The organism is Sphingomonas sp. MMS24-J13, from assembly GCF_044905095.1.
Taxonomy (GTDB): Bacteria; Pseudomonadota; Alphaproteobacteria; order Sphingomonadales; family Sphingomonadaceae; genus Sphingomonas_I.
Map to the genome: position 1 here is coordinate 1242887 of NZ_CP173258.1, position 12038 is coordinate 1254924.

At 65.4% G+C, this 12038-nt stretch carries 9 protein-coding genes; 3 read left to right on the forward strand and 6 right to left on the reverse strand.

Going from position 1 to position 12038, the window contains the following annotated elements:
* The first annotated feature begins 22 nt into the window (after positions 1-22).
* Complete coding sequence (locus tag AB4Z44_RS05730; RefSeq protein ID WP_404713102.1) at positions 23-2275, forward strand: ComEC/Rec2 family competence protein; 2253 nt, start codon at positions 23-25, stop codon at positions 2273-2275.
* Here AB4Z44_RS05730 and AB4Z44_RS05735 read toward each other — a convergent pair.
* The 3 genes from AB4Z44_RS05735 to purC all read right to left on the reverse strand — a co-directional run bounded on the left by AB4Z44_RS05735 (position 2220) and on the right by purC (position 5715).
* The gene (locus tag AB4Z44_RS05735) at positions 2220-4268 is read right to left on the reverse strand and encodes a M13 family metallopeptidase (RefSeq protein WP_404713103.1); all 2049 of its coding nucleotides are present in this window, start codon (positions 4266-4268) and stop codon (positions 2220-2222) included. The genes AB4Z44_RS05730 and AB4Z44_RS05735 overlap by 56 nt on opposite strands.
* Before the next feature lie 64 nt (positions 4269-4332).
* Positions 4333-4704 (reverse strand): hypothetical protein, encoded by a 372-nt coding sequence (locus AB4Z44_RS05740; protein WP_404713104.1) that lies wholly within the window; start codon positions 4702-4704, stop codon positions 4333-4335.
* A gap of 234 nt (positions 4705-4938) precedes the next feature.
* Entirely contained in the window at positions 4939-5715 is a 777-nt protein-coding gene (gene purC / locus AB4Z44_RS05745; RefSeq protein ID WP_404713105.1) for a phosphoribosylaminoimidazolesuccinocarboxamide synthase, read from the reverse strand.
* A gap of 168 nt (positions 5716-5883) precedes the next feature.
* On the opposite strand from purC, the gene AB4Z44_RS05750 reads away from it, so the two are divergent.
* Positions 5884-7554: a M28 family metallopeptidase gene (locus tag AB4Z44_RS05750; RefSeq protein ID WP_404713106.1), complete on the forward strand. Its 1671-nt coding sequence runs from the start codon at positions 5884-5886 to the stop codon at positions 7552-7554.
* 98 nt (positions 7555-7652) lie between these two features.
* Here the strand turns inward: AB4Z44_RS05750 and AB4Z44_RS05755 are convergent, their stop codons facing one another.
* Positions 7653-7802: a hypothetical protein gene (locus AB4Z44_RS05755; protein WP_404713107.1), complete on the reverse strand. Its 150-nt coding sequence runs from the start codon at positions 7800-7802 to the stop codon at positions 7653-7655.
* Positions 7803-7912: 110 nt separating this feature from the next.
* Here AB4Z44_RS05755 and AB4Z44_RS05760 point away from each other — a divergent pair, with 110 nt between their 5' ends.
* The gene (locus AB4Z44_RS05760; RefSeq protein WP_404713108.1) at positions 7913-8845 is read left to right on the forward strand and encodes a LysR substrate-binding domain-containing protein; all 933 of its coding nucleotides are present in this window, start codon (positions 7913-7915) and stop codon (positions 8843-8845) included.
* Here AB4Z44_RS05760 and AB4Z44_RS05765 read toward each other — a convergent pair.
* Positions 8842-9963 carry an alpha/beta fold hydrolase gene (locus AB4Z44_RS05765; protein ID WP_404713109.1) on the reverse strand — a complete coding sequence of 374 codons (1122 nt, stop codon included), beginning with the start codon at positions 9961-9963 and terminating at the stop codon, positions 8842-8844. The two genes, AB4Z44_RS05760 and AB4Z44_RS05765, sit on opposite strands and share 4 nt — an antisense overlap.
* A gap of 4 nt (positions 9964-9967) precedes the next feature.
* A complete protein-coding gene (locus AB4Z44_RS05770; protein WP_404713110.1) occupies positions 9968-11977 on the reverse strand; it encodes a S9 family peptidase in 2010 nt (669 codons plus the stop codon).
* Positions 11978-12038: the final 61 nt, after the last annotated feature.

Consider the following 12038-nt stretch of genomic DNA (forward strand, 5'->3'; position numbering starts at 1 on the left):
GTCTCCCAAGCTGAAGGCCGTCATGGCCAGTGAAGTGATCGCCGCCCCTAGCATAGCGTTGCGTGACCGCAAGCCGGGCGGCCTCGGCGCGCGGCCGCGGGAATGGGCGGCTGCTCTTGAATATTGGCTCGAGGCTGAGCGCGATCAACTGCCCTTGTGGCTGCCGGTGGCGCTGGCGCTCGGGATCGCCGCGTGGTTCGCACTGCCCGATCGCAGCGAGTGGGTCGCCTTCCTCGTCATCTGCGGCGGTGGTGCCGGGTTGGCGCTGGTGCTCGATCAGGGGGGCAGGGCGACGCGGTGGGGAGCGATCTTCTGCCTGACAGCGCTGATCGGCTGCTTGCTGGCGTGGGGCCGGAGCGATCAGGTCGCCGCGCCGGTGCTGACGCGCGCGGCCGTGGCGCAGGTCAGCGGGAAGATCGAGGAGGTCGATCCGCTTCCCGCACGCAAGGCGGTGCGGCTATGGGTCGCGCTCGCTCCGCAGCCTGGCCTGCCGCCGCATGTTCGGATCAATGTCGATGCCGACAAGGCGCCGAAGGGGTTGGCGGCGGGAGCGACGATCACGGTGCGAACGCGGCTGATGCCGCCGGCACCGCCCGCCATTCCCGGCGCTTATGATTTCGCGCGCGTCGCCTGGTTCTGGGGCGTGGGCGGCACCGGCAAGGCGCTCGGGCCGGTCGCGATCGTCGCGCCCGCCCCGCCGAACAGCGGCTTTATGAACTGGCTCGCCGATCGTCGGGTCCAGCTGACCAACCATATCGAGGCGCAGCTTGCCGGCAGCGCCGGCGGCGTCGCGGCGGCGTTCGTCACCGGCGACACCGGCGCGATCACGCAGGACGATAATAACGCCTTCAGCCAATCGGGCCTGGCGCATCTGCTGTCGATCAGCGGGCTCCACGTGACGGCGGTGATCGTTGCGACGATGCTGATCGTGCTGCGGCTGCTGGCGCTATCGCCCTGGCTGGCGCTGCGCCTGCCGCTCCCGCTGATCGCGGCCGGGGCCGGCGCAGCCGCAGGAATCGGTTATACCTTGCTCTCGGGGGCGCAGGTGCCGACGGTGCGCTCGTGCGTCGCCTCCTTGCTGGTGCTCGGTGGCATGGCGCTGGGACGCGAGGCGGTGACCTTGCGGTTGGTCGCGACCGGGGCGCTGGTCGTGTTGCTGGTGCGGCCCGAGGCGTTGGTGGGCCCGAGCTTTCAACTCAGTTTCGCGGCCGTGACCGCAATCATCGCGTTCCACGAGCATCCCAAAGTCCACGCGCTCGCGATGAGGCATGAGGAAAGCTGGCCGCGTCGCATCGTGCGCGAGCTGTTTGCCTTGCTCGCGACCGGCTTCCTCGTCGAGATCGCGCTTGCCCCCATCGCGGTCTATCATTTCCATCGCGCCGGCTTGTACGGCGCCTTCGCCAACATCGTCGCCATCCCGCTCACCACCTTCGTCATCATGCCGCTTGAGGCGCTGGCGCTGTTGCTTGATATGATCGGACTGGGCGCGCCAGCCTGGTGGCTGGCGGGCAAGGGGCTGCTGTTCCTGCTCTGGATCGCCCGGACGGTCGCGGCGCTGCCCGGAGCGGTGACCGCGATCCCGGCCATGCCCGAAGCCGCGTTCGGGCTGATGATCGCGGGCGGGCTCTGGATTGCGTTGTGGCGCACCCGCGCGCGGCGGCTCGGCATGATCCCGCTCGGGATCGGCGCGTTGTGGGCGGCGCTGACGCCTGCGCCTGATCTGCTCGTCACCGGCGACGGCAAGCATCTCGCGGTCCGCGCCGACGACGGCCTGCTCTATCTGCTGCGCGAGCGCGCCGGCGACTATGTACGCCAGCAATTGTCCGAAGGATCGGGCATTCGCACCGAGGCGCGTGCACTCGACGCATTGCCGGGCGCGCGTTGTACCGATGATCTGTGCATGACATCGATCGCGCGCGGCGGGCGGCACTGGCATCTGCTCGCCACCCGTACGCCCTACTTCCTCGACACGGCGCAGCTCGTGAAGGCGTGTAGATGGGCCGACATTGTCGTCAGCGACCGGCGATTGCCCGCAAGCTGCCATCCACGCTGGCTCAATCTCGATCGGCCCGGTCTGTCGGCGACCGGTGGAGCTGCGATCAATCTAGCACGTGGGATGATCACCACCGTTACCGGCGACGACCGTCATCCGTGGGTGCCGGTGCCAGCGATCCACTTAAATCGTCACCCCGGCTCAAAGGGCGGGGTGACGGATAAAATCACCAGACCCGCGCGCGTTGCTCCGGGGCGATATAGAGCGCATCGCCCGGTTTGATCCCGAAGGCGGCATACCAGCCGTCGATATTGCGCACGATGCCGTTGACCCGGAACTTGCGATAGGAATGCGGATCGCTGGCGGTCTGCTTGGCGATCGCCTCGGGACGCATTTTGCCTGCCCAGGCTTGTGCCCAGCCGAGGAAGACGCGCTGGTCGCTGGTCAGCCCGTCCACCACCGGCGCCTTTTTGCCTTTGAGCGAGGCGTGATAGGCGTCGAGCGCGATCGAGAGCCCCCCGAGATCGGCCAGATTCTCGCCCATCGTCAGCTCGGGGTTGATGTGCATGCCGGGCACCGGTTCGTAAGTTGCGAACTGATCGCCCAGTGTCTTGGCGCGCGCGCGGAAGGCCGCGTCGTCGGCGGGCGTCCACCAGTCGCGCAGCGCACCGGTGGCATCGATATGCCGGCCCTGATCGTCGAAGCCGTGGGTCATCTCATGCCCGATCACCCCGCCGATCGCGCCGTAATTATAGGCAGGGTCGGCCGCGGCATCGAAGATCGGTGCCTGCAGGAAGGCGGCCGGGAAGACGATGTCCCGCAGCGAGCCATTGTAGGCGTCGTTGGTCTGGGGCGTCATGAGCCAATCGCTCTGGTCGACCGGCCCGTCGCTGCGGCCCAGCTGAAACGCCCATTCATACGCCGCTGCACGGCGCATATTGCCGACCGGATCGTCGCGCTTGACCACAACGCCCGAATAATCGCGCGGCCTGTCGGGATAACCGACCTTGACGACATAGGTGTCGAGCTTCTTGAGCGCCTCGGCCTTGGTCTTGGGGCTCATCCAGGCGAGCGTCTGGATGCGGTGCCGAAACGCGCTCTTGATGTTGGGGATCAGGGCCTCGATCGTCGTCTTGGTCTCGGGCGGGAAATAGCGCGCGGTATAAAGCTCGCCGGTCGCCCAATCGAGCGTGCCGAAGCAGCTTGCAGGATCGGCGCCGCAGTCGCCGCCGCCGGTGGCGAGGATCGCGCGCTTCCAGCGGGCCTGCTGTTCGGCCTGCCCCTGCAGCGTGTGGCCGTGCAGGTCGAAATGGGCATCGGCGAAGGCCTTGGCCATGTAAGGCGCGGCGAGATCGGCGGTGCGAAATGCCATCCACGCCTTCAGCGTCTCGATCGGGGCCGACGCGACGATCGCGGCGAGCTTGGGCAGTGCGGTGTTGGTGGTGACGATCAGGGTCGGCTTCTTGTCGAGCCCCGCGCCGGCGAGAAACGGTGCCCAATCGAAGCCGGGCGCATAAGCCGCGAGTTCGTCGGGGCTCATCGGATTATATTGGGTGGTCGGATCGCGTTGCTGGGTCTTGCTCCAGCTTGCTTCGGCCAGCTTGGTCTCGAAGGCCAGGATATCGTCGGCCGCGCGATCGGCATCGCGCCAGCCGATCAGGTCGAGCAATCTGGCGGCATAGTTGCGGTAGGCGGTGCGCTGCGCCTCGAAATCGGGCGTCAGATAATAATCGCGGTCGGGAAGGCCGAGATCCTTCTGGCCGAGATAGGCCGCATAAGCGCCGGGCTTCTTCTGATCGCTGTCGATATAATAAGCGAAGGGGGAGGGGTAGAGCCCGTATTGCCCCATCAGCCCGGCCAGGACCGCACGATCGGGGGCTGCACGAATGGCGTCGATCTCGGGTGCGATCGGCTTCGCGCCCGCCGCTTCGATCGCGGCTTCGTCCATGAACGCGGCATAGAAGGCGCCGACCTTGCCTTTGGTGTCGGTCGGTTCGGCGGGGGCATCCTTCGCCGCATCCTCCAGCGCCTCGTGGAGATGGGCCTCGGTTCGCACCGACATTTCATAACGGCGGGTCGCCAGCGTCTGATCGGCCGGTATTTTGGTGCGCGCGAGATAGGCGCCGTTGGCGTGGAGGAAGAAGTCGTCGCCCGGCTTCACGGCGGGATCGATCGCGGTCAGATCGAAGCCCGAGGGCGGGTAGATCGGCTGAGCCGCCTGCAGCGAGACGGCAATGGAGATGGTCGCGGCGAAATTGGCGGCGCGAAAGCGCATGCGGGGCTCCTGACTGATTCACGACCCATAAGGCCAACCGGCCCCGGCGGAAATCAGTTGGGGATCAGATCGAGTCTGCTGACGGGCGGGGCACGCAGATGGTCGTATCCTCGCCATTGGGCAGAACGATCGGCTCGCCCTGCGGCAATCGGAAGATTTCGCGAACCATCGCCGATGGCGCGTTGGACAGCATCATCACATTGTGCGTGCGGTTGAATTTGACCTTGTGGCGTTCGAGCACGACGGCTGCTGCATCAAGCGAATGCGCCGGCTCCAGATCCTTCAGGATCGCATGATCGAGCTGCCCCGCGACATTGATCGCATCGCAGGCGAGTTGCAGCGATTCCGTCTGGTCCGGCGCGGGGCGCGGAGATGCGGCCTGCACGGGCGCGGCCGCGAGGAGCAGGAGGGGAGCAAGATAGAGCCTGATCGACATGACCGCAAAAACTCCCGACGGCCGAGTATGGCACCATCGTTCACCCGAAGAAGGTCGGTATCAAGCGCATATTTGCAATAGGTGGAATAATGTCCGGCGCTACGGGCAATATTGTTTCGTCACCACGGCAAGGATGCCAGCAAATCGGCACTCGCGGCGCGTCCGAGCGCTGGGATCTCGCTCGATACGACCCGGCGCCGCCCAGACGGAGGACGACGCGCGGGCATCGCTCGCTTACTTGCCGCGATTCTTCCGGTGCTCGGCCATATCCAGCACGGTATTGTCACCTTCGGGTAACAGGCCCAGCCGGCGCGCAATCTCCTGATAGGCTTCGACTTCGCCGCCCAGATCCTGGCGAAAGCGATCCTTGTCGAGCTTCTCGTTGGTGGTCATGTCCCACAGACGGCAGCAATCGGGGCTGATCTCGTCCGCCAGGATGATACGGGCATAGTCGTTGTCCCACAGGCGGCCGAATTCGAGCTTGAAATCGACCAGCCGGATGCCGACCCCGGCGAACAGCCCGCTCATGAAATCGTTCACGCGGATCGCCATGTCGGCGATGTCGTGCATCTCCTCCTGGCTCGCCCAGCCGAAGCAGGCGATATGCTCGTCGGTGACCATCGGATCGCCGAGCGCATCGTCCTTGTAATAATATTCAATGATCGTGCGCGGCAGCTGCGTGCCTTCCTCGATCCCGAGCCGCTTCGAGAGCGAGCCTGCGGCGACGTTGCGGATTGCCACCTCGATCGGAATTATCTCAACCTGACGAATGAGTTGCTCGCGCATGTTGAGGCGGCGGATGAAGTGCGTCGGCACGCCGATATTGCCGAGCAGGGTGAAGACATGCTCGGAAATGCGGTTGTTGAGCACGCCCTTGCCGCTGATCGTGCCCTTCTTCTGGGCGTTGAACGCGGTCGCATCGTCCTTGAAATACTGGATCAAGGTGCCGGGCTCGGGGCCCTCGTAGAGGATCTTGGCCTTGCCTTCGTAAATCTGGCGGCGGCGGGTCATCGTGTTTCCCAAATTATGCCCAGAGGGGCCGCAAAAGAGAAGCGCCCCGGACGCGGCGTTGAGGGCGCGCATACGGGGCGGATGTCCCGTCTATACCCCAAGCATGGGCGGTTCGCAACGCGAAGGGCGGGGCTGGCGAGGGCGATGAACTTCGCGCAAGAGGAGCCGATGGAGACCATCGCAATGCGCAAATTATCCTTTCTTGCAGCCCCTTTGGCGCTGGCGCTCGCCAGCGGAGCGTCGGCTCGATCGGCCGGACCGGTCGATCCGGCCCAGCTTTCCGCCACGGTGAAGACGCTCGCCGGAGACGATTTTCAGGGCCGGGCGCCCGGAACGCCGGGCGAGACGAAGACGGTCGATTATCTGATCGGACGCTTCAAGGCGCTCGGCCTCGAGCCGGGCGGGGCAGGCGGAAGCTGGACCCAGCCGGTGCCCCTGGTGCGCACGAAGATCGGGGCAGGCACGATCGCAGCCCATATGGGGGGCGCGGTGATCGGCTACACGCAGGGCAAGGACATCTACGTCAACACCGTTCGCCCGGCGGATCGGATCGCGATCGCCGACGCGCCGATGGTCTTCGTCGGCTACGGTGTCACCGCGCCCGAGCGGCAGTGGGACGATTTCAAGGGCATCGACCTCCACGGCAAGATCGCGGTCTTCCTGATCAACGACCCCGATTTCGCGGCGCAGGCGGGTGAGCCCGTCGCCAACACGTTCGGCGGGCGGCGCGAGACCTATTATGGCCGCTGGACCTACAAATATGAGGAAGCCGCGCGGCGCGGCGCGATCGGCGCGCTGATCGTCCACGACTCGCCGGGCGCCGGTTATGGCTGGTCGACCGTGACCGCGCCAGGCGGAGAGAATTACGATATCGTCCGCGCCGCCGATGCGCCGCGCGTGGCATTGCAGGGCTGGATCGAGGGCGAAGCGGCCAAGGCTTTGTTCGCCCGAGCCGGACTGGATATCGAGGCGCTCCGCGTGAGCGCCCGCCGCGCCGATTTCCGGCCCGTTCCGCTCAAGGGCGTCACCTTCTTCGCGGATCTGGCGGTGGCCCACGACCAGGTCGAAAGCCGCAACGTCATTGCCAAGCTGACCGGCACCACGCATCCCGACGAGACGATCATGTTCGGCGCGCATTGGGACGCTTACGGAATCGGCGCACCCGATGCCGCCGGGCGCGTGGTGCGTGCCGGTGCGGCCGATGACGGGATCGGCGTCGCCGGCGTGCTCGAACTGGCGCGCGCCTTCAAGGCAGCGCCGCGCACCGAACGGACCTTGCTGTTCGCCTTGTGGTCGGGCGAGGAGCGCAACCTGCTCGGCTCCGAGACCTATGGCGCGCACCCGCTCTATCCGCTGGAGAAGACCGTCGCCAATCTGACGATGGACGTGCTCCAGACCGCCGGGGCCGCGCACGATGTCGTGCTGGTCGGCAACGGCCAGAGCGACCTCGACGATCTCCTGGCGAGCGCCGCCGCCAAACAGGGTCGCACGATCACCCCCGAGGCGCTCCCCGAGCGCGGCCTGTTCTTTCGCGCCGATCATTTCTCGGTGGTGCGGCGCGGGGTGCCGTCATTGCTGCTGATGGGAATGAGCGGCGGGCACGATCTGGTGCAGGGCGGTCGCGCCGCCGGCGACGAATGGCTCGCCGATTATATGAAATGCTACCACCAGACGTGCGACCTGTGGTCGCCCAAGTGGGATCTGCGCGGTGCCGCGCAGGATGTAGACCTGTTCTATGCGTTGGGGTTGGAACTCGGGAACGGCCGGGTCTGGCCGAACTGGAAATCGGGATCGGAATTCAAGGCTTTGCGCGATAAGAGCATGTCGGAACGTAAGTAAATTGAGTCACCATTCCCGCGGAGGCGGGGACCCATATCCTCTGAAGTTCGGAGTTTATGGATTTCCGCCTTCGCAGGAATGACGGGTGAACGTAATCATCAACGCAGGCGACCGATCCGGGGCTGCTCGTTGGCGGGCCAGGCGCGGTGTTCGCCCCACCAGATCACGAAATTGTCGGTGGCAGCGAGCAGCTGGACCATGCGGGCAAAGAAGCCGCTCTGCGGCTTCGACGTGGATGTGTTCGACATGATTGGCCTCCTTTCATCCGGCGAGAGCGTCTCGCCGGGGCCCGTCCCTCATGATCGTTTCGGACCCTCAACTCCAATCGAAGCTTGCACATGAATCATAAGGGTGGCTTATGTATAAAACCATGCGCCGCCTGCCGCCCCTTGCTGCCGTCCGGGTGTTCGAGGCCGCTGCGCGTCACCTGAACTACACCGCGGCCGCGGCCGAATTGGGGATGACCCAGGCCGCAGTCTCCTATCAGGTCAAATTATTGGAAGAGCGGCTCGGCGTCGCCTTGTTCCGCCGCGAGGGGCGGGGCGTGCGGCTCACCGCCGCCGGCGAACAGGCGGCGCCGCAGATCGCGCGCGCCTTCGATACGATCGATGCCGCCTTCGGCCGGCTGCGCAGCGAGACCGAGGCGATGCTGAGCGTCTCGACCACGCACACCTTTGCCAACACCTGGCTGGCCTGGCGGCTCGGCGGCTTCCAGATGGCCAATCCCGGTCTCGGCGTGCGGCTCGTCACGGGGGACCAGGTCACCGATTTCGCGCGTGAGGAGGTGGATGTCGGTATCCGCGCCGGGGTCGGCCCCTGGCCCGGCTTGGCGCGCGACATGTTGTTCCCGATCGATTTCACCCCGATGTGCAGCCCCGGTTTCCTTGCCCGCCACGGCGGCACTATCCGGCCCGAAGATCTGCTGACACTCCCAATCATCAGCCCGCACGATCCATGGTGGCCGCACTGGCTGAAGGAGGCCGGGGTGGAAGTCGACGAGGATGTGATCCGTCCCGGCGTTCGCCTCGACAGCCAGGCGCACGAGGGTCATGCCGCAATGGCGGGGCAGGGGGTGGCGATGCTCACGCCGTTCCTGTGGCGCAACGATCTCGCCGAGCGACGGCTGGTGCGGCTGTCGGATCTTACGTCGACCCGTGGCTATGGCTATTGGCTGGTCTATCCCGAGGAACGGCGCGCTGTGCCCAAGATCAGGCGTTTCCGCGAATGGCTGCTCCACGAAATCGGCAAGGATCACGCCGCGGCGGATTCCCCGGCCGGGCGAGGGCTTTAAGGGAGATCCCTCCCCGCGAGTGGGCGAACCTCGTTTTCCAGCAATTTCAGCATCCGCCCCGGCTCCTCGATCATCGGCAAATGGGCACTGTTCTCAAACAGGAAGGCCGTCTTAGACGGCGCCTTGAGCCGCGCCAGCCAGTCGGATGCGATCTGGGGCGGAGTCGTCGTGTCGTGCCGGCCGAGGAACAGAAAGACCGGCACGTCGAGGGTCCGCACCCGTGCGAACGAGATCGTTCCGAGCTTCGGCCATAACCGGCGCATCGTGAAGTCGCTGCTCGCGTCCCACGCCTTTCGGTCGGCCAGCCCATATTCGGGCGAGAGTCGACCCAGATGGAAGTAGAAATCGCCGTCGCGCCGTCCCGCCGCCAGCCCGCCGTAATAGACCGACCATTTACGCTCGACGGCGGTCTTGTCGATGCTCAGGGATGTCCCGCCGGGATAGGGTGCGATCGCCTCCAGCTGCTTCACAGCTTCGATATTATGATCGCGCCGGGCCTGATCGAGCACCATCGCGTAGCTGCTTTCCTCATTCGCCTGAAAGTCGATCAATTGGCCCATGCCGAGATACGCGTAGAGTAAATCCGGCCGCTTGATTGCCACCGACAGGCCGACGACCGATCCCCAGCTGTGACCGAGCAGGAAGATCTTCCGTTTGCCGTAGCGTTTGCGCAGCAACTCGATCAGTTCGATCGCATCGTCGCGATAGCGATCGGGGGCGAGGGTCGGCTCGATCGCTTTGGGATCGTTGAGCGGGAAGGATTTGCCCGCGGCGCGCTGATCCCATTGCACGACCGTGAAGAAATCCTCCCATGGGCGCTGGAACGACCAGGAAATGGGCAGTTCCACCGAAGCCGGACCGCCATGGACGTAGAGCAGGATCGGGTTGTGCCGATCGGCACCGCGCACGCTCACATATTGGCGTGCGCCGCCGAGCGTGGCGACGAAGCTTTCCTGCACGCCGTTGGGCGTCACGATCCGATCGAGATCGGCGACGAGCCCGCGGCCGGGCGCATAATCGTCGGCCGGGATGGCGGCCGTAACCGGCTCGACCTCTTGCGCCGGGGCGGAGACCGACCCGGTGAAGATGGCCAGCGCCAGGATGGCTCGACGTATCACTGGCCTATTTCAGTGCGGCCGCCAGCCCGGGCACACCTGCGGCGCCCTCCTTCACCTGCGCCGACGAGGGCTTGAGTGCGTCGCCGATCGGCTCGGCGCGACCGCCGAGGCAGGTGGCGAGGAAGTTCTCTGTGATCGCGTTGAAAGCGATATTGTTGACCGGTCGCGCGAAGCCATGCCCTTCGTCGGGGAAGACGACATAGGTGACCGGAATGCTCTTCGCCTTCATCGCGTCGACGATCTGCTCGCTCTCGCGCACGTTGACGCGCGGATCGTTCTGCCCCTGGCCGATCAGCAGCGGCACCTTGATCTTGTCCGCCATGAAGAGCGGCGAACGCTCGCGGAGCAAAGCCTTGCCTTCCTCGGTCGTCGGATTGCCCATACGCTGGTAGAATTGCTGCTTGCCGGCCTCCCAGTAAGGCGGGATCGTCTGCAGCAAGGTGAACAGGTTCGAGGGGCCGACGATATCGACCCCGCAGTGGAATGCATCGGGGGTGAAGGCGACGCCGGCGAGCGTCGCATAGCCACCATAGGAGCCGCCCGCGATCGCTACCTTGTCCTTGGTGGTGATGCCGCGTGCGACCGCCCAATCGACCGCGTCGAGCAGATCGTCATGCATCTTGCGGCCCCATTGCAGATCGCCCGCGCTGGTGAATTTCTTTCCGAAGCCGGTCGATCCGCGATAATTGACCGCCAGCACGGCGTAGCCGCGATTGGCGAGCCACTGGTGCCATGACGCATAGCCGTAGCTGTCGCGCGCCCATGGCCCGCCATGGACGAACAGCACCAGCGGCACCGGCTTGTTCGGCTTGCCGTCGCCATCGGGATCGGTGCCCGGCGGCAGCGTCAGGTAGGAGACGAGCGTCAACCCGTCGCGCGCCTTGATCGGCACCGGATACATCGCGACCAGTGGTGCGCCTTCGAGTTCGGGCCGGCCTACGAACAATTGCGTCAGCTTGTGCGCTTTGCGGTCGAACAGCCAGGTGCTCGACGGCTTGATCACCGGATCGACCGCGACGGTCCATTTGTCGTCGGCATCGGTGCGCGACGTGACGAAGACGTCGCCCTTGAGTTGATCCTTGAGCCAGGCGAGATCGCGGCCGATCGCCGGATCGGCGGCCTTCCATTCGGTGCGCAGATAGTCGACCGACCAGGCCTGGATCACCCCGGTCTTGGTATCGACCATCGTCCCGCCGATATCGGCGCGCGGATCCTCGGCGATAACCTTCGTCGTGCCGGTCGCCATATCCTGCGCGATCACGGCGGCGGTGTCGCGGCCGCGCGAATCGAGCCAGTAGAGCGTCTTGCCGTCGGTCGTGAAGCCGGCGGGGGCGGTGGTCAGCGCATCCTCCAGACCGATCCGGGCGAAGGGCTTGTCCTCGACCTTGCCGGCGGTGATGCGGAAGAATTCGGCGCCGCCATCGCTGGTCGCGCGCTGGGCGATGCGCGGCACGAGCTGTTCGTCGGCGACGTAGCCCGAATAGCCGCCATCATTCTGCAGGACGAGGGTGAGTTTGCCGCTCTTCAGATCGAGGCTGTAGACGTCGTGCCAGCGCGGATCGCGATTGTTGAGGCCGATCAGGATGCGATCCGTGATCGTGTGGCTGATATTGATGACTTCGGCGCGGGTCTTCTCGAACGGGGTGAGGCTCTTCTGCGTGCCGGTTGCGACATCGACGCCATAGAGCAGGAAATTCTCATCGCCGCCCTTGTCGTTAACGAACAGGATCATCGATAAATCGGGCGACCAGAAATATTGGCGGATCGGCCGCTTCGTCTCGGCTGTGATTGGTCTGGCGTCGGCAGGATTGCCGGCTGGCGCGACCCAGATATTGAGCACGCCGTCGCGCGGCGCGGTCCAGGACAGCCATTTGCCGTCGGGGCTGATCTTGCCGCCCGACTTGCTGGGATTGCCGAACAGTTTCGCCCGCTCGATCAACGGCACCGCGGGTGCCTGCGCGAAGGCGGGCGCGGCGAGCGCTAACATGGCGGCAGCAGAGAGCAGGCGGCGCATCAGGATCTCCGAAGAGTGTTGTTTGTATAATACACTGCCACAGCGACGAATGCTATGCAAC